We start from the raw sequence: 17,784 nt of genomic DNA, 5'->3' as shown, positions 1-17,784 counted from the left end.
GTTGCATTGCGCTCACCCGCTATCCGGTGCACATCGGTCACATCAGATGTGCTGTTCACTATCGACCTCTTCACTCCAGACCTCGCCTCGTTCACTCACCGTAACGCCGCTTTGCCGCAATGCGGCGACAACCTGTTGTAACGCAGGCTCCAGCGCCTGTTTTACCGTTGCACTCAAACCGATATGTACTTCCAGAGAAGCGGGTTCGACGCCAATCAGCGTTAGTCGGCGCGGAAATTCCTCCGTCAGTTGCAACGCCATCAGCACATCGGATAAACCCAACTGGTGCGGGGAAATTTTGCGGGTAAACAGCGCAGGCACTTCGCTGTCGCGCAGTATCGTCACCGTGCCTGGCGCTTGCCCGGTCAGCACCGCATCGGCGACGATCAGGTGATCGCGTTTTGCCATCGCGTCCATCAGTTCCAGTCCGCAGGTGCCGCCATCAACGATGTCGATGGGCGGCGCAAACGTATAACGCTGCGCCAACGCTTCCACGATCCGCACCCCAATGGCCTCATCACTTAACAGCAGATTGCCCACCCCCAACACCAGTATGTTCATCACAGCACCTTAACCCGCGTCACTTCGCTGCCGTCAACCGTATCCACGATATGCACCGCACAGGACATACACGGATCAAACGAGTGGATGGTTCGCACCACTTCCAGCGGTTTATGCGGATCGGCGATCGGCGTACCCACCAGCGACTGTTCGTAAGGGCCGGCAACCCCCTCAAAGTTACGCGGCCCGGATGTCCAGGTTGTAGGCACCACCGCCTGATAGTTGGTGATTTTACCGTTTTTGAAGACGATCCAATGCGACAGCATGCCGCGCGGCATTTCCCCAAACCCGACGCCGCGGAACTCGGTATCCGGCGATAAATCAGGTTTGATAAACGTCTGGTGATCGCCGTTGCCAATGTTGGCGACCAGCGCCTGCCATTGCTGCGCCAGCGTATCCTTCAACACGCAACAATGCACGGTACGGCCGATCACCCGGCCCAATGTGGAATGCAGGTGTTCCTCTTTCAGCGCTTGTCCCGTCAGTGTCTGGTAGGCCGCCGCCACCTGCGCATAGTGGGCTTCGGTATCCTGATGTTTGGCCGCCAGACTGCACAGCAGCCATGCCAGCGGCCCCACCTCAACCGTCTTGCCGTAGAAGGTCGGCGCTTTCACCCAGGTGTATTTGCCTTCATCCTGCCAACCGGTGTAGTTCGGTCGCGTCAATCCTTCCCATGGCGCCAGCGGTTCATCGTCCTGATACCAGGCGTGTTTGCCGCTTTCCTTGATGCCGTCGATCAGAAAGGGATCGGTGTGGCTGGTGATCGGGCGATAGCTGGCAACGTCGCCGTTTTCCAGATAGCCGCCGGCCAACAGGAAGCTGCCGCCCTGGTTATCGGTCGGCAGTTCCGGGACGCTGAGATAGTGTTCGGCGCCTTTACCCAGACTCAGCCAGTCAGGGTAGTGCGCCGCGATCACCGCGCAATCCACTTTGTAAACCTGTTCGATAAAGTCGCTCAACCGATCGATAAACGATTTCACATACATCAGGCGTTCCAGATTCAGCACGCTGGGCGCATCCAGATTGATCGGGTTCGCCACGCCGCCTACCGCCAGGTTCTGGATGTGCGGCGTCTTGCCGCCGAGGATCGCCACAATACGGTTGGCGTCGCGCTGACACTCCAGCGCCTGCAAATAGTGGGCGACCGCAATCAGATTCACTTCCGGCGGCAACGCCATCGCCGGATGTCCCCAATAGCCGTTGGCGAAAATCCCCAGTTGACCGCTGGCGACCAAGTCTTTCAGCTTTTGCTGCACTTTGGCGAATTCCGCCGCATTGTTCAACGGCCAGTCGGATAACCCTTTCAGCAACGCTTCCGCTTTTTGCGGCGAAGCGTCAAGGGCGGAGGTGACATCCACCCAGTCCAGCGCGGACAACTGATAAAAATGCACGATATGATCGTGGATGCTGTGCGCCGCCAGGATCAGGTTACGGATGTATTGGGCATTGACCGGCACATTCAGTTGCAGGGCATTTTCCACCGCACGCACGGAAGCAATGGCATGCACCGTGGTGCATACGCCGCAGATACGCTGCACAATCATCCACGCGTCGCGCGGGTCCTGACCTTTGACGATTTCTTCCATACCGCGCCACATGGTGCCGGATGACCAGGCCTTGGTGACTTTCCCCTGTTCGATTTCGCAGTCAATGCGCAGGTGTCCCTCGATACGAGTAATAGGATCAATGGTGATGCGTTGGCTCATGCTTTACCTCGGCCTGATAATTCTTATGAACGCCTTCCAGCGCGGGAAGTACCGGCAACAGCCGGATTAACAAGATGTAGGCGCAGACTTCAATCGCCACAAAACCGATGGAGATCAACACTTCCGCCGTCGCGGGGAAATAGTGATAGCCGCCGCCGGGGTTGAAAGCCAGCAAGGAATAACTCAGCCGCCATAAGGCCGCGCCGAACAACAGGCTCAACGCGCCCATGAATAGCAGGCGTGAATCGTGGCGGAAGCGTTGGAAACGGAACGCCACCAGCGGGAAGATCATCAGCGCCGCTTCACACCAGAACGTTATCGCAAAACGATCGCTTTTAAACAGATAGCCCACTTTGTCATTCCAGATTAATTCGCCGAACCGCAATATCACAAACAGCAACAGCAGAACCTGAATGATTTGCGTCAAACGGGCAAACAGGTGTTTTTCATTCGGCCCGCGCCCTTTTAATCCGGCCTGCGCCAGCGAACCTTCAAACATCACGATGGAAAAACCCATGATGAAGGCGGTCAGCAGCGAGAACAGCGGTAATAACTCATAGCTCTGCCACAGCGGATGAACTTTATAGCCGGCGGAAATCATCAATGAACCCATCGATGACTGGTGCATGGTCGGCAACAGCGCGCCCAACGCAATGATAAAGAACATCACGTTGTTCAGACGCTTGAGCGAGACTTTCCATCCCATGCGTTCACATATCACCGGCGCGAACTCCAACGCCATGACGCCGATGTAGATCGTCATACAGACCGCGGTTTCAAACAGCACCGATGAGGTATTGAAAAAGCCCGGAATAAAAAAGTACGGCAGATTCCAGTAGCGTCCTACATCGATGGTGATCGACAGCCCGCCGAGCGAATAACCGAACAAGCTGGCCAACAGCGCCGGACGCACCAGCGGATGATATTCTCCACGGTTAAACACATAGACCGCCCAGGCCAGCGCCCAGCCGCCGCAGGCAAAACCGGTGCCTACCAGCAGATCGAACGCGATCCAAATCCCCCACGGGTAGCCGCCATTGAGCGCCGCGACATCGCCAATTCCAAACACCAGACGTTTTACGATCAGTAGCGCGCACAGCACGATAAACGGCGCCAGCAACATGATCGGCCAACTGACCAGACGTCCGCCTAATGGACTCGCTTTATGCGCCGTCATGATTGTCCTCCTTTTTCCTATCGGCTTCCGGGTGGTGATCCGCCCGGTCAGACCGGGTGTTGCGATGCACCAGAACCGATAGCCCGGCCAGCACCGCCAGCGGCAACACCATGCCTTTGTAGAGTGTGTGCTGGATATTTTCGGAGCGGGCGCCGGTGGAAAGCTCGGCCAGTTCCGGCAGATCCAGATTCTGGTAAGGCACGCCCGCCAGCACCAGCACCTGCGTACCGCCGGCCTCTTTTTCGCCGTAAACATGCTTATCGTATTTCGCTACGGTGTGGAGATAGGTATCCTTTTTCGCCAGCGTCTGACGCGGATAGCGGTACTCTTCTCCCGCCTGCAATGACAAACGATGTTTCGCTTCGGCTAATAATTCTTCACGCGTGCCAAAAATCACCGCGCCTGTCGGACAGACATCCACACAACCCGGCAGGCCGCCTTTATCCAGGCGTTCCAGCCCCTGCTGATTACACAGTTCGCATTTATGCAGTTTGCCGAACGGATTTTCATAGTCATATTTGGGGATATTGAACGGACAGGCCACCATGCAGTAACGACAGCCGGTGCAAATGCTGGCGTCGTAGTGCACCACGCCGGTTTTGGCGTCTTTCTTCAGGGCCGTGACCGGACAGACCGATACGCAGTTGGGATCGACGCAATGCATGCACTGTTTCTTGATGTAGGCGTAGCCGTTGTCGGCCTGATCCTTGTTTTTCCCGTCGCCGGAGCGCCATACCTGGATGATGTTATTGGTGTAAGGACTCAGCTTGTCATTGTTGGACCAGATTGCCGAACCGCCCGCATAGATCTTGCTGTCAGGATTGTAGGCCGATTGGTTGACCAATTGACATTCGGTCACGCACGCCTGACAGCCGACGCACAGTGTTGAGTCATACAACATACCCAACGCGCCGGGGATCGGCGGTTTGTTCTGCGCCGCGGCCTGGCTGGTCAATGGCTTACCGACCAGTAACGCACTGGCGGAAGCCAGTTTGAAAAAATTGCGTCTGTTCACGGCTTAACCCTCCCGGGGTCCGTTTCCGGCGTCTTGCTGGCTTTGGCTCTGCTTTTGCTGACGCCCCAACTCACGCACGGTCATCAGACTGACGCCGCCCACCACCCCCAGTACGCCGCCAATCAACCCGACGGCCGTCGCCGATATCTCGCCGCCTTCCGGACGATGGATGTCCGGTTTTTCGACGCGCGGCGTGGGATTTTCTACGTTGGCCAGTTGGAAGATACCTTTGGTAAACCCGATCCCTTTCTCATTACAGCCGTAGCAGGGATGTCCGATCCCCACCGGCCAGATGCCGCCGCCCACGTCGCAAAATTCCAGCGTCGGACAGTTGCCGTACGTTTCCGGGCCTTTACAGCCCAGATGGTAGAGGCACCATCCTTGCCGATGGCCTTCATCACCAAACTCTTTGGCAAAACGTCCGGCGTCGAAATGCGGCCGCCGTTCGCAGTTTTCATGGATCAGGCGCCCGTAGGCAAAGGTAGGCCGCCCCTCGGCATCCAGGGCGGGCGGACGTTGGTAAGTGATGATGTGGGCGACGGTGGCGAGGAAATTATGGGGATTCGGCGGACAACCCGGAATATTGATGACCGTCTTGCCGGGCAGCACATCCTGCAAACTGACGGCGCCGGTTGGGTTGACGCCTGCCGCCGGTACGCCGCCCCAGGCCGAACAGGAACCGATGGCGATAATGGCGGCGGCATGTTCCGCCGCTGCGCGGATATGATCTACAATCGGCTTGCCCGCCACCATGCAATAGATACCGCCATCCTTCATCGGTATCGAGCCATCAACCACCAGAACAAATTTCCCTTTATATTGTTCAACGGCACGATGTTTGTTTTCTTCCGCCTGCTCGCCGAAGGCGGCGGAAAGCACTTCGTGATATTCCAGCGAGATGGTATTCAACAACAGAGTTTCAATGGTTGGATGCGTTGCCCGCAACAGGCTTTCCGTACACCCGGTGCACTCCTGCGCGCCGATCCAGATAACCGGCGGGCGCTGAGGAGCACTGATTGACTTGGCAATCTCTGCCGCTGCGCAATCCGCCAATCCCATTGATGCCGCCAGTGCCGCACATAACTTCATAAAATCACGGCGAGTCACGCCATGATGGGAAAGCCGTAAATTTTCCCCACTCATTTTTATTATTCTCCTGTACCTGAACGGAGTAACACACAGTATGTGTGTGGGTATGGTAAGGAGTAATTTAAGTTAACAGACTTGATCTCTATCAATCGCTCGGGCAATAGATTTATTGTTTCTGTTATAACTGTGACTTAATACGCACCGCGTCTATTTAAAAGAATGGAGATATTTTTTAAATGAGAAATAATCGCAATAACATTAGAACATTATCGCCTTATTGATATTTAATGAGTTAAATCAATTAATCACCTTATGCAATCATCTAAATAAAAACAAATAGCAACATGATATAAAAAGATTTTTCCACAAAAGCTCCTTATGGATATTTATTTATTCATAAGCACGGAAAGGTATTTTTTCTGCCTGATAAATTATAAATAAAATTACTTACTTTAAGTATTTTAGTTTAAAAAAATTCCAAACGCCCTGAATTACAACGGAAGAAAATGCCTGATAACCGAATACCCCTGGCACAATAAATATTGGTTATCTTTGTTGGCGGAATACAGAATAAACCCGGCTTTCAACGCCTATTCTTGTTGCTGAAGGCCAAATAGAAAGGCAGCGACGGATCAACCGTGCTGCCCTGAATAAGAAATTTCGCCGTTCTCGGCTATTGGTTACTGGATCCCCTGACTGCGCAGGTAATCTTCGTAATTGCCCGTAAAGTCGATGACTTTATTTGCTGTGATTTCCAGAATACGGGTCGCCAGCGAACTGACGAACTCACGGTCATGAGAGACAAACAATAGCGTCCCCTCGTACATTTCCAACGCCATATTGAGCGATTCTATCGATTCCATGTCCAGGTGGTTGGTCGGTTCATCCATCACCAAAACATTCGGACGCTGCATCATCAACTTACCAAACAGCATCCGGCCTTTCTCGCCGCCGGACAGGACTTTCACTCTCTTCTTGATATCGTCCTGACTGAACAGTAATCGCCCCAGCACGCCGCGCACCGCCTGTTCGTCGTCCTTTGCCTGTTTCCACTGGCTCATCCAGTCAAATACGGTCAGGGAATCGTCGAATTCATATTCATGATCCTGCGCGTAATAACCGATTTTCACATTTTCCGACCACTTCACCGTGCCGCTGTCAGGCTGCATATCGCCGACCAGCGTTTTCAGCAACGTCGATTTACCGATACCATTGGTTCCCAGAATCGCGACCTTCTCGCCCACTTCCACCATCAGGGTCAATTTGTGAAACAGCGGGCCGTTATCAAACCCTTTCGCCAGCGCTTCCACTTCCAGCGCATTACGGAACAGTTTCTTATCCTGTTCAAAGCGGATGAACGGATTCTGACGGCTGGAGGCCTTCACCTCTTCCAACTGGATTTTATCAATCTGACGGGCGCGGGAAGTCGCCTGTTTGGATTTGGAGGCATTGGCGCTGAAGCGGCTGACGAAAGACTGCAACTCGGAAATCTGGGCTTTTTTCTTGGCGTTATCCGCCAGCAGACGTTCACGCGCCTGCGTCGCCGCCGTCATGTATTCATCATAGTTACCGGGATAAATTCGCAGTTCGCCGTAATCCAGATCGGCCATGTGGGTGCAGACCATATTGAGAAAGTGACGATCGTGGGAAATGATGATCATGGTGCTGTTGCGCTCGTTCAATACCTGTTCCAGCCAACGGATGGTCGCGATATCCAGGTTGTTGGTCGGTTCATCCAGCAGCAGGATATCCGGATTGGCAAACAACGCCTGCGCCAACAGTACGCGCAGTTTCCAGCCGGGGGCCACTTCGCTCATCGGGCCATAGTGTTGCTCCACCGGAATACCGACGCCCAGCAGTAATTCGCCAGCACGCGCTTCGGCGCTGTAACCATCCATTTCACCATATTGCACTTCCAGATCGGCAACTTTATAACCGTCCGCTTCGCTCATTTCCGCCAATGAATAAATACGATCGCGCTCTTCTTTTACCGCCCACAGTTCCGCATGGCCCATGATCACGGTATCCAGCACGCTGTATTGCTCAAATGCGAACTGATCCTGACGCAATTTACCCAGACGCTCATTGGGGTCAAGGAATACGTTACCGGAACTCGGCGCCAAATCGCCGCCCAGAATTTTCATCAATGTGGATTTGCCGCAACCATTCGCGCCAATCAAACCGTAACGGTTACCGCCGCCGAATTTAACGGAAATATTCTCAAACAACGGCTTGCTGCCGAACTGCATGGTGATATTGTTGGTACTTAACACAGCGCTCACTCAAGTCAAAAATGTGATTTAGCGCGCATTATGCCACAAAAGCGCCTCATAATCGCGGCTAGTTTTGTGCAATCTTTAACCAATAATAAATGATTGAGATGAACGATTGATGAGAAATGGTTGATAAAAAACGGTCGATGAGAAACAGTCTATAAAAAACTGAGGAAGAATAACCTATGCCATTACCTCGCCGTTTTAAACAAGTCGATGTTTTCACCCGGCAGCCTTTCAAGGGCAATCCGCTGGCGGTCATTATGGAGGCGGATGGTCTGAGTGACGAACAAATGCAACAGATCGCCCGCTGGACCAACTTATCGGAAACAACATTTTTATTACCGCCCACCGAACCAATGGCCGATTATCGCGTGCGGATCTTTACTCCGGAAACCGAATTTCCGTTTGCCGGCCACCCGACGCTCGGTTCCGCACACGCTTTATTAGAATCCGGGTTACAGACCAAAACGCCCGGCCAGATCGTCCAGCAATGCGGCATCGGTCTGGTACCGGTTAATATCGGGGATAACGGAATGTTGGCTTTTCATGTGCCGCCAGCCGCTATCGAGCCCTTTGATAGCGGACTGTATCCGTTGCTGGAGCGCACGCTCGGCAGCGGCAAAATCGATAAACGCTGTCCGCCCGCCAACGTCAACATGGGAATACGTTGGCTGGTTATTCGTCTGGACTGCGCCACGACCTGTCTGGCTATCTCGCCTGACGCTTCATCGCTGGCGATGTTAATGCAAAGCTGTCGCACGGACGGCATCGCCATTTACGGTCCTCACGATCATGCCACGCCAGTAGATTATGAAGTGCGTACCTTTTATATTGAGTTGGATGCGTTAAAGGAAGATCCGGTCACCGGCAGCGCCAATGCCTGCATAGCCGCGCTTCTGCGTCATCAGCGTTACCCGGATAATATTGCCGATAAACTGGGCTACAGCGTCCGCCAGGGCGTCAAGCGCCACAGTGATGGTCGGCTGTTGATCACTTATCTGGATGATGAACTCTGGGTAGGCGGACACAGCGTGACCATTATCGACGGTACGCTGCAAGCGTAAATATCATTACATGGAAAGACAACGACATTAATTAAAGGAGCAACAATGGAAACACTCGCCGAATTACATTATCCGCCGCATCTGCATTTAAGTATTCAGGATGAGCGCGACGTCGAAGCGATTTTCACCCTGATCCAGCAAGAAAAGCCCCGGCTGCTACGAACGCTGTCGGGACCGGACTCCTTGACTTGCGTTGATGATTTACGCCAGGCGATCAAAACCAACCGGAAGGCTTTCGAAGCCGGCCTCGCAGTAGTGTATGTGATTCGCTGGGATGAGGTGATCACTGGCGTCGTTTGCTTTGATAGCATCCATAATAAAACCGGTGATATTGGCTATTGGATTGCGCAACAGTTTGAAGGCAAAGGTATCGTTTCGCAGGCGGTGACGACCATGATCGAAGCGTACCGCGCTGCTGGCATCGTTGATCGCTGTATCATCAAGGCGTCGGTTGAAAACTCCCGCAGCAATGCGTTGGCCCGGCGACTCGGCTTTGGGTTTTACCGGCTGGTTGAGAAGGCGGAAAGAATCGGCGATCGTGATCTGGACCAGAACATTTATTACTATCCTGTCTGACGCCTTTCAGTAAAGCCGCCTCAACGCAGGCGGCTTTTTTAACGCAGCCGCCCCGCATTTTTCCTTCTGCTGATGAAAAGATCCGCCAGATTGATGCCGCAGAACGCTGCCCTTTAAAAATAAAACAATGCGCTATGCTTTATATCTGGCGATAGTGATCGCAACGTTCATCCCTGCCGATGTTCACCGGCACCCTGAGAGGCGTTGGTTGCGAACCGCTGGCAAACGTTTGATTTCAACAAGGAGATCTTCATGACGACATCCGTCCCCTGGTGGCAAAATGGCGTGATTTATCAAATCTATCCGAAGAGCTTTCAGGACAGTACCGGCAATGGCGTGGGAGATATCAGGGGAATTATCTCGCGTCTCGGTTACCTGCAACGGCTGGGCGTTGATGCGATCTGGATCACCCCGGTTTACCTCTCGCCGCAAGTTGATAACGGTTATGATGTCGCTGGCTACTGCGTTATCGATCCCGCTTACGGCACCATGGAAGATATGGAAAGATTGATTGCCGAGGCGCACCAACGCCGTATTCGCATCCTGATGGATATGGTGTTTAACCACACCTCGACACAGCACTGCTGGTTTCAGGCCGCGCAAGAACGCCGCAGCGCCTACCGCCATTTTTATATCTGGCGCGATGGCAACGGCAAAGCCCCGCCGAATAACTGGCGCGCCAAGTGCGGTGGTTCGGCCTGGCGATGGCATGCCGCAAGCCAACAATATTATTTGCATCTTTTCACCATCGAACAGGCCGACCTCAATTGGGAACATCCACGGGTACGCGGCGCATTGAAAAAGGTATGTGAATTCTGGGCGGACAAAGGCATCGACGGATTGCGGCTGAATGCAATCAGTCTGATCTCCAAGCAGCCCGATTTCCCTGACGATGAACAGGGCGACGGAGAGCGCTACTATACCGATGGCCCTCGCATCCATGACTATCTGCAAGAATTCAGTCAGGAGGTATTCCAGCCACGTGGGTTGATGACCGCGGGAGAGATGTTATCCGCTTCTCTTGAGCATGCTCGCCGTTACGCGGCGCTGGATGGCAGCGAACTTTCCATGATCTTCAATTCCCAGCATCTGGAAATTGATTACGCCAATGGTGAAAAGCAGCCCTTAACAAAACCGGACTTCATTAAGCTGAAACAGATAATGAACCGATGGCAACAGGGCATGTACCAGCATGCCTGGAATTCGCTTTTCTGGTGCAATCACAATCAGCCCCGTATCGTTTCCCGCTTCGGCGATGAAGGCGAATTCCGGATTCAATCGGCCAAAATGCTGGCGATGATACTGCACGGTATGCAGGGAACGCCCTATATCTATCAGGGAGAAGAAATCGGCATGACCAACCCCGGCTACACGACATTGAGCCAGTATCAGGACACGGAAAGTCTGAATAGGGTTGCCGAACAGCACGACGGCGCACAGTCGGATGAACAACCGCAGGCGATACTCGCCGCCCGCTCGTGTGATAACAGTCGCACGCCGATGCAGTGGAATAACAGTGAAAACGCCGGTTTTACCGCTGGCGTCCCCTGGCTGCAACCTTGCGAAAATTACCCGCAGATTAATACCGAACAGGCGCTGGCCGATCAAAACTCGGTCTTCTATACCTATCAGCAATTGATCATGATACGTAAAACGCTCCCGCTCGTGATACAGGGCAATTATCAGGATCTCCTGCCCGATCATCCCGCTATCTGGTGCTATCAGCGGTGCTGGAACGGGCAGCGGCTATTGGTTCTGGCGAATCTCGCTAAACAACCGCAACTCTGGCAACCTTCGCCGGCTATCATCACCGACAATCGCCGTTGGCGGTTGCTATTGAGCAACTACGCCGATGCCGCCGTCCACCCCGCCACGCTGACGATACGTGCTTTTGAAGCGATTTACTGGGTGCAAGGCATCGCGGAAAAAGAGGATAAAGTTTAAGTGGACGTTATTGATCAAACGCTGCCGGGTTAAACCAGTCAAAAGCAGGCGATTATACATCCCTGTACAAGCTATCTTATGGTGCAAATGATTCATCGCATACACAGACTAGCGTTTGGCCAGAAGCAACCCCAAAACCAGCCCGACGGTCGCGCCGATACCGATACCATGCCAGGGTTTGTCGTGCACATAAACGTCCGCTTTATCCGCAACCTTTTTTGCCCGTGCATAGTAACTGTCGCTCGCACCAATGCGCGACTTCACTTCCTGCAAGGCTTTTTCCGCTCCTTTTTTCAGGTCCATATAGGCTTTGTCAGCCTGATCCCCTGAGTAACGCAATAACTCATCCAGCGCATCAGACAAAAGTTTCAGATCGTCATCAACGCGGATTTCTTCAGACTGTTGCTTTGCTGCTGCCATAACGTTTTCCCTCTGGTTATAAAAAGTGATTGTCTGAGTAACTATAGACAATTCTTAGCACTTTCGGTGTTAAACGCCGACCAGACCATTCCTAAATAAAAACGCCGCTGATCCTCATCAACGGCATTTTTATCCACTACCACACTCTGTTTACTGTTACATGATGGGCTGCGCCAACTGCACCAGCGAAATCAGCGGTTGCGGGTAAAAGCCCAGGAGCAGCACCATTATTGCTGAAATCACGACTACCGCGCCGCCAGCCGTCAATGCCCAGCCTCCCGACACATCACGATTTAATACTGTCGGCGCATCCAGATAAAGGCTGACCATAAGCCGCAGGTAATAATAAAGACCAATCGCGCTACCCAGTACAACGGCGCCGGCCAGCCACCACAGTTCAGCGTTCACGCCCACGGCCAATACATAAAATTTACCGAAGAAGCCCAGCGTCATCGGGATACCGGCTAGCGACAGCATCATCACGGTCATCACTGCGGACAATACCGGTTTACGCCAGAACAGACCACGGTAGGAAAGCATCGAATCCGCCTCCTGATCATTGTTTGGACTGGACATCAAACTGACGACGCCAAAGGCGCCCAGGCTGGCGAACAGATAGCCCACCAGATAAACGCCGACGGTTTCCAGCGCCAACTGATGACTTTGCACCGCGATCAACGCGACCAGCAGATATCCCATGTGCGCCACAGAGGAGTAGCCCAATAAACGTTTGATGCTGCTCTGCGAAACCGCCATCACGTTACCAAACACAATCGAAGCGAGCGCAATCACGCCAAGCGCAATTCTGACCGAATCGCTGTCCACCATCGGCGCATAGAGGAACAAACGCATCACCGCGCCAAAAATAGCGATTTTGCTGGCGGTTGCCAGAAAAGTGGAAACCGGCGCCGGCGCGCCCTGATAAACGTCCGGCGTCCACAGTTGAAAAGGAACCAGCGACAGCTTAAAGCCCACGCCAACGATTATCATCCCTAAACCAGCCAGCAACAGCGGCTCATGGATACGCTGATCGCTCAGGCTCTGCCCCAGACTGGCAAAGGTCAGGTTACCCGACTCCGCATACACCAGCGCCATACCGAACAGCAGGAAAGACGACGATGCGGCCGATAGCAGCATGTATTTGATGCCAGCCTCCAGCGAACGCTCCTGATGGTAGGCATAGCTGACCAGCCCAAATAACGGCAGTGAAATCAATTCAATACCGATGAACAGTGACGCAAGATGGTTGGCGCTTGCCAATACAATTCCGCCTAACGCGGCAATCAGCACCAGCAGATAGAACTCATCACGGTTATCCGCATAGCCCTCCAGCCATGAATAAGCAAAAGTACAGGTGGCCAGACTCGCGACCAGTACCAGTCCGGTATAAAGCATGGAAAAACCATCAACCCGTAACAGCGGAGTGACATCGGTCGGTTCTGCCTGGCCGACGAAGTAAAGCGACAGCAGCGCTATGCTCAGGCCGATAACCGCCAGAGTTGCGTTGAAAAAATGGTTGCGTCGCCACGCAATGCACAGCATCACAGCCACTACCGTCAATCCTACGATCAACAGCGGCGATAGCGCGATTAGTTGTTGATGAGTTATTGTCATGGCGAATTACGGCCTTGTTGTTGAGATTATTGAATCTGGAGCAGACGACATAAACCACTGCTGGATACCTGACATCGTCGCGCTGGACGTATCCAGAATCGGCTGCGGGAACACCCCTAACAACACCAGTAATACCACCAGCGGCATAACGACGGACAATTCACGCATCGTCATACCCGGCAGCGGTTGTTCCGATTTTGGGGCACCATAATAAGCGCGCTGCATCAGCATCAGCGAATAAACCGATGCAAACACCAGGCCGAATGTGGAAATCACCGTAATCACCGGCACAACCTGATAACTGCCGATCAGAATATTAAATTCGCCGACAAAGTTACCGGTGCCCGGCATACCTAACGTGGCGACGGCAAAGAACAGCGACAGCGCCGGTAAATAGCGCAGGCGAGCCCATAGCCCTCCCATCTGGCGCATATCCCAGGTATGCAAACGCTGGTATAGCTGACCACACAGGATAAAAAGCCCCGCAGCCGACAAACCGTGCGCAATCATCAGAATTACCGCGCCCTGAAAAGCCTGTTGGCTACCTGAGTAGATCGCAATCATCACGAATCCCATATGGGAGACGGAAGTATAGGCGACCAGACGTTTGATATCCGTCTGATTAAACGCCATCCAGGCGCCGTAGAATACGCTGATCACCCCAAGCCACATGGCAATCGGCGCAAATTCGTGCGACGCGTTGGGAAACAGCGGCAAACTGAAGCGTAGCAGACCGTAGGCCGCCGTTTTCATCAACAGTCCGGCCAGATCGACGGAACCCGCGGTCGGAGACTGGCTGTGCGCATCCGGCGACCAGCCATGAACCGGCACCAATGGCATTTTCACCGCAAACGCGACAAAGAATCCCAACATCAGCAGGTATTCAATGCCATACGACATTTCAGTATTCAGCAACGCTTCATAACTAAAGGTCCAGACGCCCGTCGCATCGTAATGCACAAACGCCAGCGCCAGAATCGCGATCAACATGATCAACCCGCTGGTCTGGGTGTAGATGATAAACTTGGTGGCGGCGGCGGTGCGGGTTTTGTCGTCAGAACCTTTGTGTCCCCAGATGGCGATGAGGAAATACATCGGCACCAGCATCATTTCCCAGAAGAAAAAGAACAGGAACAGGTCGATGGCGACGAACACGCCAATCACGCCGACCAGCGTCCATAATATTCCCAGGTGGAAAAGTCCCTGGTTGTGTTGCTCTTCATTCCATGAGCAGAGTACCGCCAACACCCCAAGTAACGCGGTCAACACCACCATCAGCACCGAAAGTCCATCCAGTGCGAGATGGAAATTAATGCCGAAGCGCGGGATCCACGGAACATTGTACTCAGCCTGCCATTGCGGTAGTCCGCTGGGCGTTACCAAAGAATAACCACCTTGCAACCACAGTTGCAGAGATAGCACCAGAGTCAGCCCCATCGCAATCAACGAGATCCAGCGCGGCACTTTCGTGCCCAAACGCGCTGACTGCCAACACAGCAGACCGCCGATAAAGGGGATAAGAATTAGCCAAGGTAGTAGCATGGCGCTTTGTGTCCCTAAATTAAAGAAATCTGAAAACTTGCCGGGGCGGACATTCACATCGGGAATGCCCCACCCATCATACGTTCCCGGCTACCGTCTTAAATCAGCAATAACAACGCCAGCACGACGACAGCACCCACCCCCATGGAGGCAACGTACCAGCGCACCTGACCATTTTCGCTCACGGTCAACCCCCGGTTCCCCCAGCGGGTAATGCAAGCCAGAATATTCATCAATGCGTCCAGCGGATCACGCCGCAGCAACTTCGCAATAGCCAGGTAAGGTCTGACAAAGACTTTGTCGTACAACCAGTCGAAGCCCCAGGCATGGAACCACCAGGTCGAGAAGAAACGTCCGGGCGCGCTTTGTGCAATATTGTTCACCAATCGACGTTTACCCAGCCACAGCATGGCAGCCAGTACGATGCCCGCGACGGCGACCACGCCGGAAGCAATTTCCAGCGTCATTAGCTGACCATGCTCAAGTTCCGTTGTTTGCGGCAGTACGCCCTGCAAAGGAGGAACAATCATCGCGCCGATAAACGTCGACAGCACCATCAACACGATCAGCGGCAAATGATGAGAAATCCCTTTTCCCGCATGCGCCTTGGTTTTTGCTTCGCCGTGGAACACGATAAAAATCATACGGAAGGTGTACAACGAGGTCATAAAGGCCCCGGCCAATCCCGCCACCATCAAGTTGAGATGACCATTCGCCCATGCCCCGGCCAGAATTTCGTCTTTACTGAAGAAACCTGCCGTCAGCAACGGCAATGCCGACAGCGCCGCGCCGCCAACCAGGAAGCAGACATAAACCAACGGAATGGTTTTCCGCAGGCCACCCATTTTGAAAATGTTCTGTTCATGATGACAGGCCAGGATGACCGAACCAGAAGACAGGAACAGCAGCGCTTTGAAAAACGCGTGCGTCATCAGGTGGAAAATCGCCGCGTCCCATGCCTGGACGCCCAACGCCAGAAACATATAACCAATCTGACTCATGGTGGAATAGGCCAGCACACGTTTGATATCCGTCTGCACCAACGCGGCAAATCCGGCCAATACCAGCGTAAACGCACCGATGATGCCGACCAGATGCAACACATCCGGCGCCATCAGGAACAGGCCGTGAGTACGGGCGATCAGATAAACGCCGGCGGTCACCATGGTCGCGGCGTGGATCAATGCGGAAACCGCCGTCGGGCCGGCCATCGCATCGGCCAGCCAGGTCTGCAACGGCAACTGCGCGGATTTACCCACCGCGCCGCCAAGCAACATCAAGGTCGCCCAGGTTATCGCCGGGGAACCTTCCGCCAGTTGTTGCGGCGCCAGCACCATCAATTCACGGAAGTTGAGCGTGCCTAGTTCGTTGTAAAGGATGAACAAGGCGAATGCCAGAAACACGTCGCCCACGCGGGTTACCACGAAGGCTTTCATGGCCGCCGCGCCGTTCTTAGGATTGGTATAGTAAAAACCGATCAGCAGATAGCTGCACAGCCCCACGCCTTCCCAGCCGAGATACATCAGCAACAGGTTATCCGCCAGCACCAGCACCACCATGCTCGCAATAAACAGGTTGGTGTAGGCAAAAAAGCGCGAATATCCCTCTTCGCCGCGCATGTACCATGAGGCAAACAGATGGATAAAGAAGCCAACGCCGGTGACAACGGACAACATGGTGACGGACAAGCCATCAAGCGTCAGCGTAACGCCGATATTGAAGTTGCCGACCGCCATCCATGTCCACAAATGCTGGTTAAAAATGGTCGCGCCGCTTTGTTGCTGGCCGATAAAATCGACCACAACCCAGGCGGTAATCAACGCTGCCAGACCAATCGAGCCAACGCCGACGGTTGCAGAGGTATTCTCAGACCAGCGACCGCGGGAAAAAGCCAGCAACAGAAATCCGAGCAGCGGAAATAATATGGTTAAATAGAGTAAGTTCATCCGCGCATCTCACTGACTGTATCAATATTCAGGGTTTGACGGCGACGATACAGCTGTAGCAGCAACGCCAGACCAATACTTGCTTCGGCAGCCGCCAGCGTAATCGCCAGAATGTACATCACCTGACCGTCCGGCTGCTGCCAATAACTCCCCGCCACCACAAACGCCAACGCTGCGGCATTGATCATGATTTCAAGACTAATTAGCATAAACAGCAAGTTACGGCGAATTATCAGCCCGGTTAGCCCTAACACAAACAGCGTGGCGGCTAAAATCAAGCCATGCTCTAACGGAATCATGCGCGTTCCCCCGCTATTTTCTTATCAACATCCTGGTTCTCATTACTGATGACCTCGCCGCGTTTGTCTTCACGACCAATATGGAAAGCGACGACCAATCCTGACAGCAACAGCATCGAGGCAAGCTCAACCGCTAAGACATAAGGCCCGAACAGACTGATGCCTACCGTTTTCGCATCCACCATTTCACCGGTGATGCCCTGATCGCTCAGGCTGAGTATCGCCTTCACCACCACGATCAGTAAAACCAGCGACAGCAGTCCGGGACCAATCCAGACGCCCGGTTTCAGCCAAACGCGCTCCTGATCCTCCACGGTGTTACCGAGGTTGAGCATCATGACCACGAAGACGAACAGCACCATAATGGCGCCCGCGTAAACGATGATTTCCAGCGCGCCGGCAAAGTAGGCGCCCAGCGAGAAAAATACGCCCGCGACAGCCAACAGGGAAACAATCAGATATAACAGCGCATGCACCGGATTAGTGTGGGTAATGACGCGCAATGTCGCCAGTACCGCCACCAGACCCGTAATATAAAAAGCGAATTCCATGCTA

15 protein-coding genes are annotated in these 17,784 nt (G+C 53.5%); 3 read left to right on the top strand and 12 right to left on the bottom strand.

All coding sequences use genetic code 11. The features are described from left to right. Positions 1 to 42: 42 nt before the first annotated feature. The 6 genes from DES54_RS02865 to DES54_RS02840 all read right to left on the bottom strand — a co-directional run bounded on the left by DES54_RS02865 (position 43) and on the right by DES54_RS02840 (position 7,821). Entirely contained in the window at positions 43 to 561 is a 519-nt protein-coding gene (locus tag DES54_RS02865) for a HyaD/HybD family hydrogenase maturation endopeptidase (RefSeq protein WP_113865114.1), read from the bottom strand. Beyond that, positions 561 to 2,267 (bottom strand): hydrogenase 2 large subunit, encoded by a 1,707-nt coding sequence (gene hybC / locus DES54_RS02860; RefSeq protein ID WP_113865113.1) that lies wholly within the window; start codon positions 2,265 to 2,267, stop codon positions 561 to 563. Before hybC ends, DES54_RS02865 begins: the two co-directional genes overlap by 1 nt. Next, positions 2,245 to 3,444, bottom strand: coding sequence for a Ni/Fe-hydrogenase cytochrome b subunit (gene hybB, locus DES54_RS02855; protein WP_113865112.1), 1,200 nt, complete (start codon positions 3,442 to 3,444; stop codon positions 2,245 to 2,247). The genes hybC and hybB overlap by 23 nt, the downstream gene beginning before the upstream one ends. Further along, complete coding sequence (gene hybA / locus DES54_RS02850; protein ID WP_113865111.1) at positions 3,431 to 4,459, bottom strand: hydrogenase 2 operon protein HybA; 1,029 nt, start codon at positions 4,457 to 4,459, stop codon at positions 3,431 to 3,433. Before hybA ends, hybB begins: the two co-directional genes overlap by 14 nt. A 3-nt stretch (positions 4,460 to 4,462) precedes the next feature. Continuing rightward, positions 4,463 to 5,602: a hydrogenase 2 small subunit gene (gene hybO / locus DES54_RS02845; protein ID WP_113865110.1), complete on the bottom strand. Its 1,140-nt coding sequence runs from the start codon at positions 5,600 to 5,602 to the stop codon at positions 4,463 to 4,465. A 626-nt stretch (positions 5,603 to 6,228) separates the two neighbouring features. Beyond that, a complete protein-coding gene (locus tag DES54_RS02840; protein ID WP_113865109.1) occupies positions 6,229 to 7,821 on the bottom strand; it encodes an ABC-F family ATPase in 1,593 nt (530 codons plus the stop codon). A 185-nt stretch (positions 7,822 to 8,006) separates the two neighbouring features. On the opposite strand from DES54_RS02840, the gene DES54_RS02835 reads away from it, so the two are divergent. The 3 genes from DES54_RS02835 (at position 8,007) to DES54_RS02825 (ending at position 11,408) form a co-directional block, all read left to right on the top strand. Next, on the top strand, positions 8,007 to 8,888 hold the full coding sequence (locus DES54_RS02835; RefSeq protein ID WP_113865108.1) for a PhzF family phenazine biosynthesis protein: 882 nt from the start codon (positions 8,007 to 8,009) through the stop codon (positions 8,886 to 8,888). 45 nt (positions 8,889 to 8,933) lie between these two features. Next, on the top strand, positions 8,934 to 9,464 hold the full coding sequence (locus DES54_RS02830; protein WP_113865107.1) for a GNAT family N-acetyltransferase: 531 nt from the start codon (positions 8,934 to 8,936) through the stop codon (positions 9,462 to 9,464). A gap of 252 nt (positions 9,465 to 9,716) precedes the next feature. After that, positions 9,717 to 11,408: an alpha,alpha-phosphotrehalase gene (locus DES54_RS02825; protein ID WP_113865106.1), complete on the top strand. Its 1,692-nt coding sequence runs from the start codon at positions 9,717 to 9,719 to the stop codon at positions 11,406 to 11,408. Between the two features lie 108 nt (positions 11,409 to 11,516). Here the strand turns inward: DES54_RS02825 and elaB are convergent, their stop codons facing one another. The 6 genes from elaB to nuoJ form a co-directional block, all read right to left on the bottom strand. Next, the gene (elaB, locus tag DES54_RS02820; RefSeq protein WP_113865105.1) at positions 11,517 to 11,828 is read right to left on the bottom strand and encodes a stress response protein ElaB; all 312 of its coding nucleotides are present in this window, start codon (positions 11,826 to 11,828) and stop codon (positions 11,517 to 11,519) included. Positions 11,829 to 11,984: 156 nt separating this feature from the next. Beyond that, positions 11,985 to 13,442: an NADH-quinone oxidoreductase subunit NuoN gene (gene nuoN, locus DES54_RS02815; protein WP_113865104.1), complete on the bottom strand. Its 1,458-nt coding sequence runs from the start codon at positions 13,440 to 13,442 to the stop codon at positions 11,985 to 11,987. A 6-nt stretch (positions 13,443 to 13,448) separates the two neighbouring features. Then, complete coding sequence (gene nuoM, locus DES54_RS02810; protein ID WP_113865103.1) at positions 13,449 to 14,984, bottom strand: NADH-quinone oxidoreductase subunit M; 1,536 nt, start codon at positions 14,982 to 14,984, stop codon at positions 13,449 to 13,451. A 98-nt stretch (positions 14,985 to 15,082) separates the two neighbouring features. Further along, positions 15,083 to 16,930, bottom strand: coding sequence for an NADH-quinone oxidoreductase subunit L (gene nuoL, locus DES54_RS02805; protein ID WP_113865102.1), 1,848 nt, complete (start codon positions 16,928 to 16,930; stop codon positions 15,083 to 15,085). Further along, positions 16,927 to 17,229, bottom strand: a complete 303-nt coding sequence (gene nuoK / locus DES54_RS02800; RefSeq protein ID WP_113865101.1) for an NADH-quinone oxidoreductase subunit NuoK — start codon at positions 17,227 to 17,229, stop codon at positions 16,927 to 16,929. Before nuoK ends, nuoL begins: the two co-directional genes overlap by 4 nt. Then, positions 17,226 to 17,780: an NADH-quinone oxidoreductase subunit J gene (gene nuoJ / locus DES54_RS02795; RefSeq protein WP_113865100.1), complete on the bottom strand. Its 555-nt coding sequence runs from the start codon at positions 17,778 to 17,780 to the stop codon at positions 17,226 to 17,228. The genes nuoK and nuoJ overlap by 4 nt, the downstream gene beginning before the upstream one ends. Positions 17,781 to 17,784 lie beyond the last annotated feature (4 nt).

Origin of the sequence: Brenneria salicis ATCC 15712 = DSM 30166 (assembly GCF_003315515.1) — a bacterium.
GTDB classification, from domain to species: domain Bacteria; phylum Pseudomonadota; class Gammaproteobacteria; order Enterobacterales; family Enterobacteriaceae; genus Brenneria; species Brenneria salicis.
Note: the sequence above shows the minus strand (reverse complement) of the source record. Positions and strands in the feature narration are given on the sequence as shown.

What these genes read in the sequence shown, in the direction of transcription:
- DES54_RS02865 (WP_113865114.1), bottom strand. Translation starts at nt 561, where the DNA reads ATGAACATACTGGTGTTGGGGGTGGGCAATCTGCTGTTAAGTGATGAG.
- hybC (WP_113865113.1), bottom strand. Translation starts at nt 2,267, where the DNA reads ATGAGCCAACGCATCACCATTGATCCTATTACTCGTATCGAGGGACAC.
- hybB (WP_113865112.1), bottom strand. Translation starts at nt 3,444, where the DNA reads ATGACGGCGCATAAAGCGAGTCCATTAGGCGGACGTCTGGTCAGTTGG.
- hybO (WP_113865110.1), bottom strand. Translation starts at nt 5,602, where the DNA reads ATGAGTGGGGAAAATTTACGGCTTTCCCATCATGGCGTGACTCGCCGT.
- DES54_RS02835 (WP_113865108.1), top strand. Translation starts at nt 8,007, where the DNA reads ATGCCATTACCTCGCCGTTTTAAACAAGTCGATGTTTTCACCCGGCAG.
- DES54_RS02830 (WP_113865107.1), top strand. Translation starts at nt 8,934, where the DNA reads ATGGAAACACTCGCCGAATTACATTATCCGCCGCATCTGCATTTAAGT.
- DES54_RS02825 (WP_113865106.1), top strand. Translation starts at nt 9,717, where the DNA reads ATGACGACATCCGTCCCCTGGTGGCAAAATGGCGTGATTTATCAAATC.
- elaB (WP_113865105.1), bottom strand. Translation starts at nt 11,828, where the DNA reads ATGGCAGCAGCAAAGCAACAGTCTGAAGAAATCCGCGTTGATGACGAT.
- nuoN (WP_113865104.1), bottom strand. Translation starts at nt 13,442, where the DNA reads ATGACAATAACTCATCAACAACTAATCGCGCTATCGCCGCTGTTGATC.
- nuoM (WP_113865103.1), bottom strand. Translation starts at nt 14,984, where the DNA reads ATGCTACTACCTTGGCTAATTCTTATCCCCTTTATCGGCGGTCTGCTG.
- nuoL (WP_113865102.1), bottom strand. Translation starts at nt 16,930, where the DNA reads ATGAACTTACTCTATTTAACCATATTATTTCCGCTGCTCGGATTTCTG.
- nuoK (WP_113865101.1), bottom strand. Translation starts at nt 17,229, where the DNA reads ATGATTCCGTTAGAGCATGGCTTGATTTTAGCCGCCACGCTGTTTGTG.
- nuoJ (WP_113865100.1), bottom strand. Translation starts at nt 17,780, where the DNA reads ATGGAATTCGCTTTTTATATTACGGGTCTGGTGGCGGTACTGGCGACA.